Annotated in this window: 14 protein-coding genes; 3 read left to right on the top strand and 11 right to left on the bottom strand. The window is 42.0% G+C overall.

Annotated features, from left to right (window positions below; translation table 11 throughout):
• Positions 1–10: 10 nt before the first annotated feature.
• The gene (gene addA, locus B7725_RS06080; RefSeq protein WP_084875148.1) at positions 11–3,664 is read right to left on the bottom strand and encodes a helicase-exonuclease AddAB subunit AddA; all 3,654 of its coding nucleotides are present in this window, start codon (positions 3,662–3,664) and stop codon (positions 11–13) included.
• Positions 3,661–6,936 (bottom strand): ATP-dependent nuclease subunit B, encoded by a 3,276-nt coding sequence (gene rexB / locus B7725_RS06085; protein WP_084875150.1) that lies wholly within the window; start codon positions 6,934–6,936, stop codon positions 3,661–3,663. The genes addA and rexB overlap by 4 nt, the downstream gene beginning before the upstream one ends.
• A gap of 121 nt (positions 6,937–7,057) precedes the next feature.
• Between rexB and B7725_RS06090 the strand changes: the two genes are divergently transcribed.
• The 3 genes from B7725_RS06090 to B7725_RS06100 all read left to right on the top strand — a co-directional run bounded on the left by B7725_RS06090 (position 7,058) and on the right by B7725_RS06100 (position 9,686).
• Positions 7,058–7,867: a Cof-type HAD-IIB family hydrolase gene (locus B7725_RS06090; RefSeq protein ID WP_009730153.1), complete on the top strand. Its 810-nt coding sequence runs from the start codon at positions 7,058–7,060 to the stop codon at positions 7,865–7,867.
• A gap of 144 nt (positions 7,868–8,011) precedes the next feature.
• Entirely contained in the window at positions 8,012–8,920 is a 909-nt protein-coding gene (locus tag B7725_RS06095; RefSeq protein WP_009730152.1) for an ABC transporter ATP-binding protein, read from the top strand.
• A gap of 10 nt (positions 8,921–8,930) precedes the next feature.
• Positions 8,931–9,686, top strand: coding sequence for an ABC transporter permease (locus B7725_RS06100; protein ID WP_000581981.1), 756 nt, complete (start codon positions 8,931–8,933; stop codon positions 9,684–9,686).
• Between the two features lie 38 nt (positions 9,687–9,724).
• Here B7725_RS06100 and B7725_RS06105 read toward each other — a convergent pair whose 3' ends face one another.
• The 9 genes from B7725_RS06105 to B7725_RS06145 all read right to left on the bottom strand — a co-directional run bounded on the left by B7725_RS06105 (position 9,725) and on the right by B7725_RS06145 (position 18,961).
• Positions 9,725–10,603, bottom strand: a complete 879-nt coding sequence (locus B7725_RS06105) for a sensor histidine kinase (RefSeq protein ID WP_084875152.1) — start codon at positions 10,601–10,603, stop codon at positions 9,725–9,727.
• On the bottom strand, positions 10,603–11,301 hold the full coding sequence (locus B7725_RS06110; protein WP_084875154.1) for a response regulator transcription factor: 699 nt from the start codon (positions 11,299–11,301) through the stop codon (positions 10,603–10,605). Before B7725_RS06110 ends, B7725_RS06105 begins: the two co-directional genes overlap by 1 nt.
• 106 nt (positions 11,302–11,407) lie before the next feature.
• Positions 11,408–12,145 (bottom strand): TraX family protein, encoded by a 738-nt coding sequence (locus B7725_RS06115; protein ID WP_084875156.1) that lies wholly within the window; start codon positions 12,143–12,145, stop codon positions 11,408–11,410.
• Positions 12,146–12,289: 144 nt separating this feature from the next.
• Positions 12,290–13,165, bottom strand: coding sequence for an N-carbamoylputrescine amidase (gene aguB, locus B7725_RS06120; RefSeq protein ID WP_084875158.1), 876 nt, complete (start codon positions 13,163–13,165; stop codon positions 12,290–12,292).
• Between the two features lie 9 nt (positions 13,166–13,174).
• The gene (aguA, locus tag B7725_RS06125; RefSeq protein ID WP_084875160.1) at positions 13,175–14,260 is read right to left on the bottom strand and encodes an agmatine deiminase; all 1,086 of its coding nucleotides are present in this window, start codon (positions 14,258–14,260) and stop codon (positions 13,175–13,177) included.
• Positions 14,257–15,384, bottom strand: coding sequence for a carboxynorspermidine decarboxylase (gene nspC / locus B7725_RS06130; protein ID WP_084875162.1), 1,128 nt, complete (start codon positions 15,382–15,384; stop codon positions 14,257–14,259). The genes aguA and nspC overlap by 4 nt, the downstream gene beginning before the upstream one ends.
• Positions 15,384–16,643: a saccharopine dehydrogenase family protein gene (locus B7725_RS06135; RefSeq protein WP_084875164.1), complete on the bottom strand. Its 1,260-nt coding sequence runs from the start codon at positions 16,641–16,643 to the stop codon at positions 15,384–15,386. Before B7725_RS06135 ends, nspC begins: the two co-directional genes overlap by 1 nt.
• Positions 16,640–17,500: a polyamine aminopropyltransferase gene (gene speE, locus B7725_RS06140; RefSeq protein ID WP_009730144.1), complete on the bottom strand. Its 861-nt coding sequence runs from the start codon at positions 17,498–17,500 to the stop codon at positions 16,640–16,642. Before speE ends, B7725_RS06135 begins: the two co-directional genes overlap by 4 nt.
• Positions 17,501–18,961, bottom strand: coding sequence for an aminotransferase class I/II-fold pyridoxal phosphate-dependent enzyme (locus B7725_RS06145; RefSeq protein WP_084875166.1), 1,461 nt, complete (start codon positions 18,959–18,961; stop codon positions 17,501–17,503).
• Positions 18,962–18,990 lie beyond the last annotated feature (29 nt).

Consider the following 18,990-nt stretch of genomic DNA (forward strand, 5'->3'; position numbering starts at 1 on the left):
CCTTTCTAGGTTATACTTTTACAACTTGAACCTCGTCTTTACCGAGTAAAATCAAGTATTTCTCAATATTTTCAATCAAATAAGCTCGTGATAAGGCCTCTCCGTATAGGGCTAACTGACCACGATAGCGGTCTATGAGTTGACTTGGCTCATCGTAGCGGTCTGTCTTGTAGTCGAAAAGAACGATACGATTCTCATAAAGCAGATAGCCATCCAAGATTCCACGGACAACAAAGTCTTCCTGGCTCTTTTGGTCGCGTTTGAGCATAGAAAAAGGTTGCTCGCGGTAAAGATGGTCTGTATTGGCAAGAATTTCCTGACCAAGTGCTGTGTCAAAGAAAGCAAGAATTTTAGAAAGATTGATCTTGTCTCTAACAGCTGGACTAGTTTGAACTTGTTTAAGTGTTTCTGTTAGACTAGCAAGTGTTGGTTGTTGACTGAGGTCAATTCTCTGCATGAGTTCATGAGTGGCACTACCAATCTCTGCTCCAGTTACCTTTTTTTTAGTTGAAAAATCAGGTAAATTGAAGCTGATTTGCTTCTCTGGTGATTTGGTTTGGTTAGTAATTTCTACCCCTTCCATATCCATAACGGGTTCGTAGAATTTCTTGATTTGGCTTGGGGTTTGAACACTTGGTAGTTCAATAGCTGCGCGGTGAAAAGTATTATAAACTTCCACCTCTTTCAGCATTTCAAGGGCTTCTTTGATGATTTCTGACTGGCGGTTGTCTGCTTGAGAGCTGTCTTTTAAAGGGCTCTTGTTTTCCAATTCCCCGATAGCTTCTGTAGTCAACTGGTCTTCACCAACAAAGCGATAGCTAAAATTGAGATTGTCCTTGGCAAAAACTTTACTGATAGCCCAGATCCAATCTTGAAAATTTCTTGCTTGCAGTCTGGTATTGCTATCTAATTTTCCATTGTTTGCTGCTGGGTATTCCTTGGCTTCTAGCTTTTCACGAGACCCCTTACCGACAAGATAAAGTTTTCTCTCCGCCCTCGTCATGGCAACATACAGCAGACGCATCTGCTCTGAATAGCTAGCCAGTTGCAGTTCTTTCTCATTCTGCGTATAAGTTACGCTAGGAATGGAGAGTTTGATGGTTTTAGGATAGTGTGCTTCCGCTGCTCCTGTTTCCACCTTGGCAATGTATTTGACACCAAGCCCATTTTGACGACTGAGAATAACGTCTGACATCGAGTCTTGTTTGTTGAAGTCCTGATCCATGTTGAGGATAAAGACGTAAGGAAACTCCAGTCCTTTGCTCTTGTGAATGGTCATGAGTTCTACTGCATCTTTTGGCGGTGCGACAGCGACACTTGCAAGGTCGTGCTGAGCTTCTAGGACTTGGTCAATCATACGGATAAAACGAGACAAGCCCTTGAAATTACTCTTTTCAAACTGGTCAGCACGTAGCGCTAGGGCATAGAGATTGGCCTGTCTAGCAGGTCCGTTTGGTAAGGCTCCAACATAGTCATAATAAAAACGGTCATTATAAATCTTCCAAATCAAGTCATAGAGAGAGTGGGTTTTGGCGTATAAGCGCCAAGAATCCAAGATATCCATGAACTGATTTAATTTTTCAGCTAGAGATGTATGAATCAAGTTTTTCTGACTTGTTGTCAGTTTTTGAGCATTGACAAGCTTCTCGTAAAGATTCTCTTGTACTTTATCTTCTGATTTCTGAAGGGACAAGCGTGCCAACTCGTCCTCATCAAAGCTAAACATAGGAGACTTCATAAGGGCAACCAAGGCGTAGTCTTGCAGGGGATTGTGGATGACACGAAGAGTGTCTAGCATGACTTGTACTTCTAGGGATTGGAGATAATTGTTTTGCTCACCGTCGGTTTTGACAGGAATCCCGTACTCAGACAAGGCAAGTAGAATCTGATCATTTCGACTGCGACTGGAGGTCAAAAGTGCGATTTCTTTAAATGTAACACCTTTTTCCTGATGAAGCTTCAAGATTTCCTTGATGACCAGACGCATTTCCCCAGTGAGTTTAGTTTCTGCTTGGCTCTCTTCCTCCTCTTGCCCGCTATCGCCCTTATCGTAGAGGAGAAATTCTGCCTTGTTGTCTGGATTAGGAGTCAGTTTGGTATTGGCAAAAACAAGCTGGTGCATGCTGTCATAGTTGATTTCTCCGACCTCTTGGTCCATAAGGCGTGAAAAAACATCATTGGTTGCTGACAGAACTTCTGAACTACTACGGAAATTTTCCTTGAGGAGAATCAACTTGCCTTCTTGAGGATTTTGCGCATAGCGTTGGAATTTTTCATTGAAGATCTGCGGATCTGCCTGACGGAAACGGTAGATGGACTGCTTGATATCCCCCACCATAAAGCGATTGTGACCATTCGACAGCAATTCCAGCATCCGTTCTTGAATATGGTTGGTATCCTGATACTCATCGACCATGACTTCGTGAAATCGTTCCTGATAAGCCTCACGGACTTGTGGGAAATTCTCTAAAATCTCAATGGTTAAATGACTGATATCAGCAAATTCAAAAGAATTTTCCTGACGTTTACGTTCTCGATAAGCCTCCACAAAATCACTCATAAAGGTTTGGAAAGTTTTAGCTAGCTCCCAAGTATCTTCATGATAATGTTCTTGGTAGTCGAGAATGGTTATCTGGTCCGCCAGTTGTCCTAGTTTAGAAAACAGGGTCTTTCTCTCATCGTTATAGGCATCAGCCAGTGTCTTCAAATCGGACTTACGACTAGAATTAGCCAGAGCTCGACCATTTTTCTCCTTAGAGATGATGATAACACGCGCAAGCACTGCTTGATAAGCCTGACTATCGGACTCTTGATTTAAGGAGCCAATTTCACCCAGAACCTGTTGAACAGCTTCTAAATAGGCAGCTTTGGGAAACTCCTTGGCATCGTTATCCAGATGATAACGGAAGAAACTTTCCATGTTACAAAGCGCCTGCTTGATTTGCTCAGTTAGTTTGTCTTTCTCATTTGCAAAGTCAGCTTCTTCAAATCCTTTGAGAAAAGACTCGCTCAGCCATTTTTGAGGACTGCTGGTGGATTGAAGGAAATCATAGATTTTGTAGACTTGCTGGCGCAGGCCTCTTTCATCCTTGCCTCGCCCAGCAAAGTTCTTCACCAAACGGCTAAATTTCTCTTTATTCTCACCTTGGTAATGGTCTTCAAAAACCTGATGAAAAACTTCGTTCTTTAAGAGTAGCTGTTCACTTTCATTTTGCAGAATACGGAAGTTCGGTGCGATATCAATCAGATAGCCATGTTTGCCAAGGAATTTTTGTGTGAAAGAGTCCATGGTTCCGATAGCAGCGTTTGGCAGGTCTGCCAATTGGCGTCCCAAGTGTTGTTTGAGATCGACATCATCGGTTTCTTGGATTTGTTGGCCGATTTTTTTCTCCAAGCGCTCCTTGAGTTCATTAGCAGCCTTGACGGTAAAGGTCGAGATAAAGAGTTGGCTGATTTCCACACCACGCGCTAACTGATCCAGAATACGCTCTGCCATGACAAAGGTCTTCCCTGAACCAGCAGACGCTGAAACTAGGATATTTTGCCCCGCCGTATAAATGGCTTCGATTTGCTCGGCAGTTTTCTTTTGTTCCTTGCTCGAATTCGCTTCTGCTTCTTGCAATTTTTGAATTTCTTCCTCAGTTAAAAAGGAAATGGGCTTCATCGATTCAACTCCTCTCTTATTTTTTCAAACCAAGCTTGTTTGAGTTTTTCTCCGACCAGACGCTTGCCGTCAGATAAGTCTAATTTCTCAAGGAAACGGGCTTGTCCCAAGTGGTAATTGGCTTCAAAACCTGTGATGGCTTGGTGTTGCTGAACGTACGGGGCAATACTTCTGCCATTCTCTGTGTATGGATTGATGGCGAACTGACCTTCTAAAATCTTCTCAGCTGCTTTCTTATAAAGATGTGCATTGTAGTCTATCAAGAGCTGAAACTCTTCATCTGTCAGCTGATTGGCCTTGTTTTTGTTATATAATTCGCCCAAATGACTGCTTTCTTTTTCTAAAAAGATTCCCTGGTATTTCATTGACTTGCTGGCTTCTGCTACTGCTCCAGCCAAACTTTTAACAGCTAATAAAGATTGGACAGGTTCAGCCATTTCTAGGTACATAGCGCCGAAAAAGTTCTGCTCTCCTTCTCCCTTAAGAGCAGCAAGATAGGTTGGTAGTTGGGAATTGAGCCCATTAAAGAAATTCGGAAACTGGAACTGGGTCAAACTAGACTTGTAGTCTACCACTCCTAACGCTCCATCAGCTTTCAAACGGTCAATACGGTCAACCTTGCCTCGCACATGAACACTTCGCCCATTATCCAATTGAATAAATGCCTGGTCTTTGCCGCCAAATGTTGCCTCCTCTTGGATGGTTTCGATGGCTGGATTATGACGTAGGATTTGGCCAGTGGTCCGAGCGACATCAAGCAGAACTTCCTTGGTAAACTGGGCTTCCAAACTTTCCTGATAAATAGCCTCAAATTCGCGTTCCTGACCAGTTTCTTGGATAGCCTGTTCCAAACGTTGGTCAAAGGAATCTTCGTCAGGTAACTGCAAGGCACGTTCAAAAATACGGTGCAAGAAATTCCCGTGACTGCGAGCATCTGGACGCAGGCGTAATTCTTCCTGCAAACCAAGGACATAACGGAGGAAATAACTGTATTCATTGCGGTAAAACTCCGTCAAACCAGAGGTAGACAGGTAAAACTCTTTGTCAGCTGGATAGAGAGCCTGCAAGGTCTCTTTCTCTAATGGTTTGCTACTTGGACTAGTTGGGATAGCTGGATTTGTAAGGCCTTTTTGATCTAGTTTTTTCCCCATCACACGAGCCAAAACCTTGACAAAGGTCAAATCTTGCTCTCTATCACTCGTCTCGCCCTGCTGGTGATAGGCAACTAAGCTAGACAAGAGACTGTGATAAGAACCCATATCTTCCTTAGACAGACCTTTGTGATGAATCTTCTTCTCTGTCCGATTAAATCCAAAACTCACCAATTCCTGAAGATAGGCCGATTCTTTACTCTCATTTTCATTGAGGAGACTTGGTGCTGACAAAATCAATTGTTTACGAGCAGCATTGACCAAAGAAAGCATAGTATAGCGATTTTTCTTGAGATTTTCGCTACTTGCAATCAGTAATTGTGCTCCCTCTTCAGTAGCTTGGTTTAGGCTTTGTCTTTCTTCATCTGTCAATAGACTGGTGTTTTGCGCAATTTTTGGTAAATGATCCTGAGTCAGCCCAATAGCGTAGACAAAGTCAGCTGTCAGTGGTGCAATCAAATCGTAACTCTGCACCAGAACAGTGTCCACTGTCGCTGGAATAGTGCGATACTGAGATAAACTCATCCCTGAGTGGAGCAAGGCTAGGAAGTCCTCCAGACTAACTTGTGAACCATCAAAAACTGTCGCAAATTGTTCTAAAACATGACTAAAAGCTTTCCAAACTTCGGCTTGTCTTTCCTGTTCTAGAGCTTCCATAGTAGCTGTCAAGTCTTGCATCTGCTTGCTTAAAGCAGCGTTTGTTAGAAAAGTATTCCACTTTTGCAAGAGATTTTCGGTCTTGTGCTTCCGACTGGCAAATAAGGTTTCAAGTGGCGTCAAAACTCGCAGACGAATGGCGTTCAAACGTGCCAAATCAAATTTTCCGTGGTGGGATTTTGTGAAGGGCTGCTGAAAAGCTGGCAAGCCATTGATGCCAAGATAGCGGAGATATTGCTCAAAAGCATCAATATCATCCTGGCTAAGGTCAGTATACAAACCAGTTTTGAGGAGATTAATCAAATCTTCTTGACGAAAACGGTAGCGTTTCAAACGCAAAATAGACTCCACAAACTGAGTTAAGGGGTGGTGAGCCATAGATTCACTTCTACCAAGATAGAAAGGAATCTGGTACTGGTCAAAAATGGTTTTCAGTGATAACTGGTAAGAAGCCACATCACCCAGCAAAATACGGAAATTCTTGTAACTCAGTTCTGGATGGTCATGTAATTTCTGACGAATGCTACGGGCTACTAATTCCAACTCCTCTTTTTGCGTCAAGCAGGACCAGATTTGCAGATTTTCACGGTCCTTCTCATCTACATCTAAAGCAAGTTCTGAAAAATCATAAGAAGACTCCAGCAAACGAGAGGCCTTGTCAAAACTATCCATTTTCTCATGTGTCTGAGAACGATCCTGAGCAGGTGTTTGGTATTTTGCCCCCAAATGATGAAGAAATTCCACACTGGCTTGGTAGAGATTCCCTTCAGTGAACGGACTGGTATAGCCTTTCTTGCTTGCATAGGCCCCAATAACAATCTCAACACCCTTGCCATGGAGTAGATCCACCACGCACTCTTCCTCAGCAGAAAAACGGGTAAATCCGTCAATGACCAAGACAAGCTGACTAAAATCACTACTTACCTTGTCATTATCAATAGCCTCAATCAAATGGGACAACTGACTTCCCTGAGCCAACTGACCTTGATTGAGATAGGCAGTCACTTGCTCAAAAATCAAGAGTAAATCAGCTCTCTTGTCCTCATCCGTCAAACTTTCTAAGTCCAAAAAGCTCATCTGAGCAGTCATCATCTCATGATAAAGTTCAATCAACTGCTGGATAAATTGAGGATCCTGCTTAATAGCACCATAAACTCGCAATTCTTTAGGATCAAGTTCCGCAAGGCATTTATAAAAGGCCATCCCAAGGCCGATGTCATCTAGACTAGTTTTAGTCGGCAAATCATTCAAGACCAGGTAACGAGCCATTTGAGCAAAACGCGTAACGGTAATCGCAAAAGAAGCCTGCTGGGACAAGCATTCCAGCACGGCGCGTTCCTTTTCAAATGAAAGAGAGTTGGGGGCGATGTAGAAGACCCGCTTGCCAGCAGCAACTAGCTCTTCCGCCTCTCTGGTCAAGATTTCTGTCAAAGAAGTCCGAATATCAGTATACAGTAATTTCATCTCAGCCTCGTTACACTTTCTGTCATTATTCTATATTATACCATGATTTAGCCGAAGATTCTGCCTCCTTATCACCAAAATATGCTATAATAAAAGCAAAACACATAGAAAAGGAAGTCTTATGATTAAACTACTAGCCTTGGATATGGACGGAACCCTCCTTAATGAAGCCAAGGAAATCCCACAAGCCCACATTACTGCCATTCACCAGGCTATTGAAAAAGGCGTCAAATTGGTTCTCTGTACGGGTCGACCGCTTTTCGGTGTTCTTCCTTATTACAAAAAACTGGGTCTTGATCTCCAGAATGAGTATGTCATTGTCAATAACGGTTGCTCAACTCACCAGACTAGTGACTGGAGTCTAGTTGACTGGCAAGAACTCAGTCCAGCTGACATTGAATACCTCTATGACCTGGCTGAAAAAAGCGACGTCCAGTTGACTCTTTTTGATGAAGAACATTATTTTGTCCTCGGTGGTAAGCCAAATGAAATTGTTCAAAATGATGCCAAGCTAGTCTTTTCAGACCTGACTGAAATTTCCCTTGAGGAAGCCACTAGTGGCAAATATCGGATGTTCCAAGGTATGTTTTTGGGAAACGAAGAGCAAACAGACGATTTTGAGCAGCATTTTGCCAAGGAACTCTGCCAACGATTCAGTGGAGTTCGTTCGCAGCCTGTCATTTATGAAGCAATGCCCCTTGGAACGACCAAGGCTACTGCTCTTTCACGACTAGCTGAGATTTTGAAGATTGATTCCTCAGAAATCATGGCCATGGGCGATGCTAATAACGATATCGAAATGCTCCAGTTTGCAGGGCTTGGTATTGCTATGGGAAATGCCAGCGACCATGTCAAATCCCTTGCTAATGACGTTACAGCTAGCAACGAAGAAGACGGCGTTGCGCGTGCGATTGAGAAATATATTTTATAGAGAAAATTCCCAGTTAAATCCTTAACTGGGTTTTTGACATTTTAAAAATCAGAAAACTTTAGAAACTCTTTAGAAATACTTGAGCTTTCTTTGATTTCTATAGCTTATACTAAAGTTAGAAAAATAAATCAAAAGGAGAAAATCATGAAAACAGTACTCGAAATTCATGGACTGACCAAAGAATTTGGTAAACAAGCTATTCTTCAAGATCTTAGTCTAACGATAAAAGAGGGAGATATTTATGGTTTAATTGGAAAAAACGGAGCAGGTAAAACTACTCTTATCAAAATCATTACACAACTACTGTTTGCGGATAAAGGAACTATTTCCCTCTTTTCTAGTCAAGAACAAAATGAATGGACCAAAGCTCTATCTCGAGTAGGTTCAGTTATCGAATCACCTGTAGCCCATAATCACTTAACAGCATACCAGAATCTGAAATATTATTGTATGATACGTCATATTCCAAATGCTGATAAAGTCATTCAAGAAACACTGGATTATGTAGGTTTGTCAGATACAGGTAAAAAAGTCTTCCGTGATTTCTCGCTAGGAATGAAACAAAGACTTGGTATCGCCATTGCGCTTCTATCCAAACCTGATTTCCTGATTCTTGATGAACCCATTAACGGTCTAGACCCAATTGGGATCAAAGAATTTCGCCTCATGATCCAGCGACTCAATCAAGAAAAAGGCATAACTATCCTCATCTCTAGCCATATCTTGTCAGAACTCTATCTCTTAGCTAATCGCTTTGGTATTCTGGATCAAGGTAAGATTATCCGTGAAATCAGTAAAGCTGAGTTTGAAACACTGAGTGAGGATTATATTGTGCTTAGAACAGGCGATAAAGAAAGAGCTTGTCAGGTATTGAAAGAACAAATCCAGCTCCAGTTTAAGGTTGTGAACCCTGAAAATGAAATCCATATCTTTGGAAATGAACAAGATGTCAAACAGATTCTTAAGCAACTAACTTTGGCTGATGTTGCTATTGATGAGATATACTTTGCCCGTCAAAACCTAGAAGAATACTTCACACAATTGGTAGAATAGGAGAAAAATCATGATACATACCATTCGAGCAGATTTTTACCGTCTCTTTCGCTCCAAAGGATTCTGGATTACAGAGTTCATTCTCTTTGCTCTCATGCTAATGGGCGCAACAATAGGAGCTACAGGACATCTAATGTCAGTAAATACTACACCTGAAACAGAATTTCCGACCAAAGGTTGGGACGGGGTCCAAGCTCTTATCAACGCGTCTAGCAATGGTTCAAACCTCGTTTTTCTCTGCATCGTCCTGACATGCCTCGTTCTTGGAGTTGATTTAATCGGCAAACTCTATAAAAATAGTTTGACAGTTGGCGTTTCTCGTACAGAGTTTTTCCTTGCTAAATCCTTTGTTCTAGCAAGTATTGCTCTCTTACAACTCATCGCCAGCCTTGTTATTGCCTTTATTCCAGCAACTATCTTAAATGGATTTGGGACCATGCCTGATGGATTTATTGGCAATCTATTGATAACCATTTCCCTTCAATTTCTCTGCCTTCTCGCTTGGCTTTCGATTGTTTCCTTTATTCTCTACCTGACTCATTCTTATCTTGCTGTATTTATCGGCTATCTGATTAGTTCTATCATTCTTTCTACGCCAATGCTTCTTTTCCCAGACATTGAAATTCTACGATATTTAATCCTAGATTTTGCCTATGCTATGACTAGTAATAGTCAATCTATTCTCTATACCATCACGGTTTGCGTAACGGTCATACTTTTCTTCTCTTTCAGTGGACTGATTATTTTCAAGAAGAAAAGCTTATAAAAAGGACCTCCTCTAGAATATAGAGGAGGTTTCTTCTGTTAAAAATAAATAAAGACTGAAAACCATTCTCCATCAGTGGCTAGCTTCATATCCGCTCCAAGAAGATGAACTAATTCCTCAGTAATATAAAGACCTAAACCAGAGGATTCTTCTGTATCCGACATATTTTCAGAATAAAAACGATTACTGAGATTGTCTATATTCTTAATAGGTTTTTTGACTAGGTTACCAATTTCCAAAACAGGCCTATTTTCTTCCTTTTTCAAAGAAAGTCGAGCCTTCTCCTTGCCGTGCTTGAGAACATTTCCAAGGAGGTTTTGTATAATTCGATCAAGCAAGTCCTCATCAGTCGTCGTTTTCAATCCTGGTTCGACGTTAAAATCAAGAACAATCTGTGAAGATTGGAAAACGTCATAATAAGCTAAAGTCTTTTTCGTTATAAAAGTTGATAAATCAAGTTCTTCCAATTTCGGTTTGACTGCTCCTTCCATCAAATGACGGTATTCGAGGAGGGCCTCCAGACGTTTGGAAACCAAATCCTGATGATGTGCTATTTTATTTAAGGTTTCTGAACTATTATCGGGGTGTTTTATTAGTTGCTGGGTATATCCTGAAGCGATTGTCAAAGGTGTGCGAATATCATGAGCGATATTGCTGATGGCCATATCCAGGGTGTGTTTTTCACGCTTCATGATTAGCTGATTTTGCTCCACTTCTTGAAATAGATTCTCAATTTGGTTATGTAGACGCAAAATGGTCTTTGAAAAGAAATTTACACCAATCCTCTTCATGCTACCAGAGCGAATCTTTTCTTCGATTTGTCTGCTTAAATCTCTAATTGCTATATGATAGCGAATCAAAGAAATCGCCAAAATGATGTTAGTAAGGAGCAATATTGATATCAAAATGTAATTCATTATTTGTCTCCTTTTAATCGAACACCAACTCCCCAAATGGTTTCAATGTACTCATGATTTGGATCCAGTTGATGCAGTTTTTTACGGAGATTGCTTAAATGAGTGTTGAGCGTATTGTCTCCAGGCAGGTAACTTTCTTCCCAAATCAATTCATAGAGTTCTTCTTTGGTGAAGATCTTTTTAGGATGCTGGAGCAACATTTGGAGAATCTGGCACTCTTTCTTTGCAAGGCGAATGGTTTCAGTTGCGTTACTTATTTCAAAACTATCCGCATCGAATTGGATATTTTTAAAGTTTTGTACGAGGTTATCAATTTCTCTTCGATCTCCTGACTGATGTTCACCACTTTGGCGTAATTGCACGGTGACTCTGGCAAAGACTTCGTCCAAATCAAAAGGTTTTACTACATAATCATTGGCACCATCTAAGAGATATTGGCTGATGAGCTTTTTATCACCTAAAGCAGTAAGCATGATGACCGGAGTCTGACTAGTTTGTCGAATAGCTTGCAAGACTTGGTCACCATTTTTCCCAGGAAGCATGATATCTAGCAAAACGAGATCAATGCAACCTTTATCAAATTGCATTATACCTTCTGTGCCTGAAAATGCTTGAATCACCTCGTGTTCCTCTGCAAGAAGGGTTCTTAAAATTTCCTGGATTTCATTATTATCTTCAATTACAAGTATGCTCGCCATAAACATCGTCCTTTCTAAAACTATTATAACATGTTTTGTTGAGATTTCCAGATACAGAAAAGCTCCTCTAACATTTTAAGTTAGATGGAGCTAATGGGAATTGAATCTACTTAACCAAATAAGCAATCAAGGTTATAATCCATAGATGAGCTGGGTAGAAAATATAAAAGAAATATTTACTCCAACTAGTTTCTTTTCCTCGCTGTCCATTATACAAGGCCATAAAAGGAAATACGGTGATAAAGAGCCAGTCAGAATTGAAAAGCATCATTTCCAGTGTTTGGTGCCAAGTGTCGTAAATTTGGATGGAAGTCACTAACAAGAAGGCCCACAGAAAGGCATATAGGAGATTTCGGAATCCCTTGCGATTTCGACAAGAGTAACTAATCAATAGAAATGGTAGCATGGTGATGCCACCCTCAGTAAAAAGACATCCGAAAATCAAGAGAACAGCAACTCCAATCCGACGCCACAACTTCTCCTTTTTATCTAACTCTTTTCTGGGAAAGCCAAGCCAAAGCATGGTAACACCGATGGCCAAAGTCAAGAAAATATTATTATTGATCATTACTCCTTTGGATACAAATAGGGCATTGAGTAGGCTATTTCCAGCAAACATAATAAGCGCCCAACTCCAAAGGCGGATAAGGTAGTCTCTCAGGTTTCGAGTATGGATGAATCCTTCCATGGCCATATAGGCAAACCAAACTCCCACACAACGGGTCAAGGCGTGAAAGATACCTTCCCACAGAGGAGAAACGATCCCTGAAATATGGGGAATATGGTCTAGAACCATTACTGCCGCCATCAGGTACTTCAACTGTGTCGCATTCCATTTTTTCATAATAAACCTCTTTCTTTTTGATCTACATAGAGTATAGCATACATTTCCACGTATAATCGTACACCCATCTTACATTTAAAAAGCCTATCTTACATTTTTGTAAGACAGGCGTGAATATTAAAAGTTTATTATGAAAGTTACCTTCTAGTCCGTAATTCGTTGGTACATTTCTGGTCTTCTATCACGAAACAGTCCCCAGTTGAGACGTTCACTTGCTCCCTTGACAAGGTCATAGGTCGCTAACAGAACAGCTTCACCTTGTCTTTCAGCTTTCTCTAAAATAGCTCCTGTTTTATCCGTCATAAAGGACGAACCGTAGAAGTCAAGACTGGAACTTTGTCCACCATTTTCCTCACTAGGAGTGACTTCTTCCAAACCGTAACGATTGGCTGCAATGACCGGGACAATATTTGCTGCTGCGTGCCCTTGCATAGTACGTTGCCAGTGACCACAACTGTCTGTATCCAAAATTGGCTCTGAACCGATAGCGGTTGGGTAAAAGAGCAATTCTGCCCCATTCAACGCAAGACAGCGCGCTGTTTCAGGGAACCATTGATCCCAACAGATGCCAATCCCAATCTTAGCGTAGCGCGTATCCCAGACTTTGAAACCAGTGTTACCAGGCGTAAAATAAAACTTTTCTTGATAATAATGGTCATCTGGTATGTGGGTCTTCCGATAAACGCCCAGGACTTCCCCATCAGCATCAATGACAGCGATAGAGTTATACAAGACATTGCCATCTTTTTCATAGAAACTAATCGGTAGAACGACCTTTAGCTCCTTGGCAATTCCTTTAAAATGCTGAATGGCTGTATTTTCTGTCACCGACTGGGCATACTGGTAGTAGTCATACTGGCGTTCCTGACAGAAATAGGGACGTTCAAACAGCTCCGGCAAGAGAATGATTTGTGCGCCTTGTTTTGCAGCTTGGCGAACTAAACGTTCCGCTGTTTGGATATTCGTTTCCACATCCTTAGCACATTGCATCTGGATCGCTGCAACTCTTACATTTCTCATCTTTTTCTCCTATTCTGGGATTTGTTGGGTGATACAGTGGATATTGCCACCACCTAAGAGAATATCTCTGGCTGGTATTCCGACAACTTTACGGTCTGGCAAACACTTACTGAGAATATCTAAGGCCACTTGGTCGTTTACATCCTCAAACTGGGGCACTAAGACAGCCTTGTTGGCAATATAGAAATTGACATAGGAAGCTGCAAGACGTTCACCAGCATAACGCTCTTCTTCCCCTTCTTCATAGATGTAGCCTGGCAAATCCTCTTCGGTTACAACTTGTCGAACTGCAGGGATAGGCAATTTATGAATGGTGAAGGGACGCCCTTTTGCATCCGTTTCCTTCTCTAAAAGCTCTAAATCAGCTACTGACATGGCATATTGGGGATCATTTTGATCATCTGTCCAAGCCAAGACAAGCTCCGCAGGACCAACGAAAGCGGCAACATTGTCAACGTGTTCATTGGTTTCGTCCTGATAAATACCATAAGGCAGCCAGATAACTTTTTCAGCGCCAAGGCACTCTAATAAGGTGTTTTCGATTTCCTCTTTACTGAGATGAGGATTGCGTCCAGAACTGAGTAAGCAGCTTTCAGTCACAAGAATGGTCCCTTGACCATCGCTATGGATCGCACCGCCTTCCAGTACAAAAGGTTTGGCATCGTAAATAGGCATCTCCAAGGCCTCAGCAAAACGACTGGCTACTTGGTTATCTGCTTTATAGTCTTGGTAGAGACCATCTACAGCCCCACCCCAGGCATTGAAAGACCAATCAACTGCCATTTTTTCTCTTTGATCATTGAGGAGAATAGTTGGACCAGTATCACGCGCCCAGGCATCATTTGTCTGAATATCTAGATAAACAACCTTGTCTTCAAGATATGATTGTGCTTCAGATAGATAGTCTTGCTCCACCAAAAGGTAGACTGTTTCCCCTTGAGCAATCGTTTTGATAATCTGGCTAAAAGCAGCTTTAGCGGCCTTGCCTTCAAATGGCCAAGAACCTGGTCGAGTAGGCCATATCATGAGAGTCCCATGATGGGGTTCATACTCTGCAGGCATACGATAGCCTGCTTTTTTCGGAGTTTCTATCATGATAATCTCCCTTTAAAGTCTTGATAGCCGAAGGCTTTGACTAAGCTGCAGTCTCCCTGCTCGTCCATAAGATAGAGACTTGGCAAGCCAATACCGTTAAAGGTATTATTTTTGACAAATGAGTAAATAGCCATATCTTCGAAATAGAGTCTGTCACCGATTTGGACTGGATTATCAAAGCTATAATCGCCTATCACATCACCCGTCAGACAGGTATTGGAAGAAAGTCTATAGGTATGGGCTTTTTCCTGTGGCTCAAAGCCATTTCTCAAAGGTGGACGATAGGGCATCTCAAGTACATCAGGCATATGGCAGGTTGCAGAGGCATCTAAAACCAAGATCTCCATACCATTTTCGACAATATCCAATACCTCCGTTGCTAGATAACCTGCATTGAGTGCAATGGCTTCACCAGGCTCAATATAAACTTCAAGATTGTAAGTTTCTCGGATACGCTTGATTTCAGAAATCAGCAAATCTACATCGTAGTCTTCTCTAGTGATGTGGTGTCCACCACCCAAATTGAGCCATTTAACTTGATGCAAATAGGATCCAAACTGCGCTTCTACTGCTTTCAAAGTTGTCTCTAAATCATCTGCCCCTTGCTCACAAAGAGTATGAAAATGAAGTCCGTCCACCAAATCCAACAAATCACTAGGAATTTTATCAAGTGTCACACCAAAACGTGAACCTGGTGCACAAGGGTCATAGAGCACGTGGTCACCCTGTGTTGAACATTGAGGATTGAGACGTAGACCTACACTAATACCAGCCTCACGACAACGAGGCCCATGTTTACGCAATTGTTTCTCAGAGTTAAAAACAATATGATCAGATATTTGCAGTAGCTCTTCCATATCTGATTCCTTGAAAGCAGGCGCGAATACATGGACTTCCCCCGGAAACTCTTCTCTAGCTAACTTCGCTTCATAGAGTCCACTAGCTGTTGTCCCAGATAGATACTGGCTAATCAAGGGATAGGTTTTGTAGAGAGAATAAGCCTTCTGGGCGAGCAAAACCTTGCATCCTGCCTCTTCTTGTACATATTGTAGGATACGGCAATTGGCTTCTAACTTGGCCAAGTCAATGACATAAGCTGGTGTTGGTACTTGTTCTAGTTTCATTAGTCCACCATTTGTGGATTTTCAACCACAACCCAAGGCAAGCCATACTCATTCAAAGCTTCCATGAATGGATCTGGATCCAATTCTTCAAGGTTATAAACTCCAGGTTGTTTCCAGGTTCCGTTCATCACTAATTTGGTACCAATCATGGCTGGAACGCCTGTCGTGTAAGAAATTGCTTGTGACCCAACTTCTGCGTAACATTCCTGATGGTCGCAAACATTGTAGATATAGATGGTCTTTTCAACACCGTCTTTGACACCTGTAAAGATACAGCCGATATTGGTCTTTCCAACAGTGCGTGGGCCAAGGCTTGCAGGGTCTGGAAGCAAGGCTTTCAAAAATTGGATTGGCACAATGTCTTGTCCATTAAAGTTAATAGCATCCGTACGAAGGAGACCAACGTTTTCCAAGCATTTCATGTGCGTTAGATAAGATTGCCCAAAGGTCATAAAGAAACGAATGCGTTTAACACCTGGAATGTTTTTGGCAAGTGATTCGATTTCTTCATGGTGAAGGAGATACATGTCTTTCTGTCCAACTTGAGGGAAGTCATACTCACGCTTGATAGACATAGCTTCGACTTCAACCCATTTCCCATCTTCCCAGTAAGAACCTGGCGCAGAAACCTCACGTAGATTGATTTCTGGGTTAAAGTTTGTCGCAAATGGATAACCGTGGTCACCACCATTACAGTCTAGAATGTCGATATAGTGGATTTCATCAAAATAGTGTTTGAGGGCATATGCTGAAAAGACACTAGTCACACCTGGGTCAAAACCAGATCCAAGAAGAGCTGTCAAGCCTGCTTCTTTAAATTTCTCCTGATAAGCCCACTGCCACGAGTAGTCAAAGTAGGCTGTAAAACCAAGTTCCTTGCAGCGTTTTTCATAAATGGCGCGCCATTCTGGGTCTTCTGTGTCCTCAGCCTCATAGTTGGCCGTGTCGATATAGTGGACACCTGTCGCCAAACAAGCATCCATGATGGTTAAATCTTGATAAGGCAGAGCTACGTTCAAAACAGCTTCTGGCTTGTAGCTTTCAATCAAGGCAATCACTTCTTCTACCTTATCAGCATCAAGAGCAGCTGTCTCAATCTTAGTATTTGTTTTACCTTCTAATTTAGCCTTCAAGTCATCGCATTTTGACTTGGTACGGCTAGCAATCATAATCTCTTTAAAAGTTTCGCTATCTTGGCAAATCTTTGAAATAGCAACTTGGGCAACGCCCCCACATCCAATAACTAATAAACGACTCATTTTTTCCCTTCCTCTTCTTCTAAAATGTCCTCTACATACTTGGGCAACATAAAGGCTCCCACGTGTAAGTTTGCAGTGTAGTATTCTGTGAAAAGCTGGCGTTTTTTCCAGCCTTCCTTGTCAAAATCTTTGACAGGGTGGTATTTTTTAGATGCAAATCCAAACAACCAATAACCAGCTGGGCTAGTTGGAATATGGGCCTGATAGACCCGGCTGATTGGAAATGCTTGATTGACCTTACGGTGCATGCTTCGGCAAGCTGACTCATCCTCGTCAAAGAAGGGACTCCCATGCTGATAGATCATGATACCATCTTCTTTGAGAGCTCTGAAGCTATTACCATAAAATTCCTTGGTAAAGAGACCTTCCGTATGGCCAAATGGATCTGTTGCATCGTTGATAATGATATCGTAATCATCCTCACAGTTTCTCAAAAATCGCAGTCCATTTTGATAATAAATCGTAACACGAGGGTCATCTAGCCCTGCAGCAAAATCTGGGAAATACTCACGACAAACCTCAACCAGCATTTCATCTGGTTCCACAATATCGATTTGCTCCAGTTCAGGATAGAGGGTTAATACTTGGGCAACACCACCGTCACCACCCCCTATAACCAATACTTTCTTGGGATTTGGGTGAACAGCCATGGGAACGTGAACCGTCATTTCGTTGTAGACAAAATCATCCGCATCTGAGAATAAAACATGCCCGTTTAAAATCAGTATTTTCCCAAAAGCTGGTGTATCCAAAACTTCGATATCCTGCCATTCACTTTTACCAGCGTAGAGTTGCTTGGCTGTTCTTAGGGATAATTTCACATCTGGAGTATGAACTTCAGAAAACCATAAATCCATCTAGTTCTCCTTTCTCTTAATGACGTTGATGCGATTGACCTCTGGATCTTCCGTCCCTTGGAGAGAGCAACCACGTTCCTTGGCAAATTGGATATAGTCTACAATTTCACGTGTAATGCGTTCACCAGGAGCCAAGATAGGAATGCCTGGAGGGTAACACATGACAAATTCCCCACAGACTTGTCCAACAGACTGGTCCAGGGTCAAACTTCTTCTCTCTGAATAGAAGGCTTCTTGAGGAGACAGTACCAACTCAGGCTGGATATATTCTCCAGCAATCAAATCTTTTCCATCCCTTGAGTAGAGTCTCTTGATATCAGCTAAAGCACCAACTAAACGTTCAATGTCTTGGATGCGGTCACCGATGGAAATATAAGCCAAGATATTGCCAATATCCCCAAACTCAATCTGAATATCATATTCGTCTCGCAGGAGGTCATAAACTTCGATACCTGTTAGCCCAATTCCCTGAGTGTAAACTGACAGCTTGGTTACATCAAAATCACAGACTGACACACCGTCTATTAACTCTTTTGAGTAGGCATAATAACCACCGATAGCATTGATTTCACGACGAGCATACTCAGATAGTTCAATAACCTTTTCAAAAGACTCTTTGCCACGAAGGGCTAAGTTCCGTCGAGAAATATCCAAACTAGCCATCAACAAGTAAGAGGCAGATGTAGACTGGGTCAGGTTGATGATCTGACGAACGTACTCAGGATTCATCTGCTCCCCGATAAGAAGGATGGAGCTCTGGGTCAAACTCCCACCAGACTTATGCATAGAAACCGCCGCCATATCCGCTCCAGCGTCCATAGCAGATAGTGGCAATTTATCTGTGAAATGTAGATGAGCTCCATGGGCTTCATCCACTAAAACAAACATGCCAGCTTCATGAGCCATTTCCGTCAATCCCTTGAGATCTGAACAAATTCCATAGTAAGTAGGGTTGTTGATTAGGATAGCCTTGGCATCTGGATGATCCTTTATAGCTTGAGCCACACGGTCATTTTCAAGTCCTAATGCGATGCCGATTTTGGGATCTACACTCATCTCGATATAGATGGGAATGGCACCACATAGAACCAGCGCATTGATAGCAGATTTGTGGACATTTCGTGGCAGAATAATCTTATCTCCAGCCTTACAGGTGGAAAGAATCATGGTTTGAACTGATGAGGTTGTTCCCCCAATCATCAGAAAGGCATGGGCTGCACCAAAAGCATCCGCAGCTAATTCCTCCGCATCCCGAATAATCGAAATAGGATGGCCGAGATTATCCAAGGGTTTCATCGAATTGACATCAATGCCAACACATTTTTCTCCTAACAGTTCGACAAGTTCTGGATTTCCTCGTCCACGCTTGTGACCTGGCACATCAAAGGGGACAATCCTTTTCTTGCGTAGCTTGACCAAGGCCTCGTAAATTGGGGCTTGGTTTTGATCTAACTTCTTCAAGACATACTCCTTTACCGTATTTTTAGCAC

This window comes from Streptococcus oralis subsp. tigurinus, from assembly GCF_002096275.1.
In the GTDB taxonomy this organism is placed as follows: Bacteria; Bacillota; Bacilli; order Lactobacillales; family Streptococcaceae; genus Streptococcus; species Streptococcus oralis_CN.

Bases quoted from the DNA above. Each gene is read 5' to 3' on its own strand.
- addA (WP_084875148.1), bottom strand. From the start codon at position 3,664: ATGAAGCCCATTTCCTTTTTAACTGAGGAAGAAATTCAAAAATTGCAA.
- rexB (WP_084875150.1), bottom strand. From the start codon at position 6,936: ATGAAATTACTGTATACTGATATTCGGACTTCTTTGACAGAAATCTTG.
- B7725_RS06090 (WP_009730153.1), top strand. From the start codon at position 7,058: ATGATTAAACTACTAGCCTTGGATATGGACGGAACCCTCCTTAATGAA.
- B7725_RS06095 (WP_009730152.1), top strand. From the start codon at position 8,012: ATGAAAACAGTACTCGAAATTCATGGACTGACCAAAGAATTTGGTAAA.
- B7725_RS06100 (WP_000581981.1), top strand. From the start codon at position 8,931: ATGATACATACCATTCGAGCAGATTTTTACCGTCTCTTTCGCTCCAAA.
- B7725_RS06105 (WP_084875152.1), bottom strand. From the start codon at position 10,603: ATGAATTACATTTTGATATCAATATTGCTCCTTACTAACATCATTTTG.
- B7725_RS06110 (WP_084875154.1), bottom strand. From the start codon at position 11,301: ATGGCGAGCATACTTGTAATTGAAGATAATAATGAAATCCAGGAAATT.
- B7725_RS06115 (WP_084875156.1), bottom strand. From the start codon at position 12,145: ATGAAAAAATGGAATGCGACACAGTTGAAGTACCTGATGGCGGCAGTA.
- aguB (WP_084875158.1), bottom strand. From the start codon at position 13,165: ATGAGAAATGTAAGAGTTGCAGCGATCCAGATGCAATGTGCTAAGGAT.
- aguA (WP_084875160.1), bottom strand. From the start codon at position 14,260: ATGATAGAAACTCCGAAAAAAGCAGGCTATCGTATGCCTGCAGAGTAT.
- nspC (WP_084875162.1), bottom strand. From the start codon at position 15,384: ATGAAACTAGAACAAGTACCAACACCAGCTTATGTCATTGACTTGGCC.
- B7725_RS06135 (WP_084875164.1), bottom strand. From the start codon at position 16,643: ATGAGTCGTTTATTAGTTATTGGATGTGGGGGCGTTGCCCAAGTTGCT.
- speE (WP_009730144.1), bottom strand. From the start codon at position 17,500: ATGGATTTATGGTTTTCTGAAGTTCATACTCCAGATGTGAAATTATCC.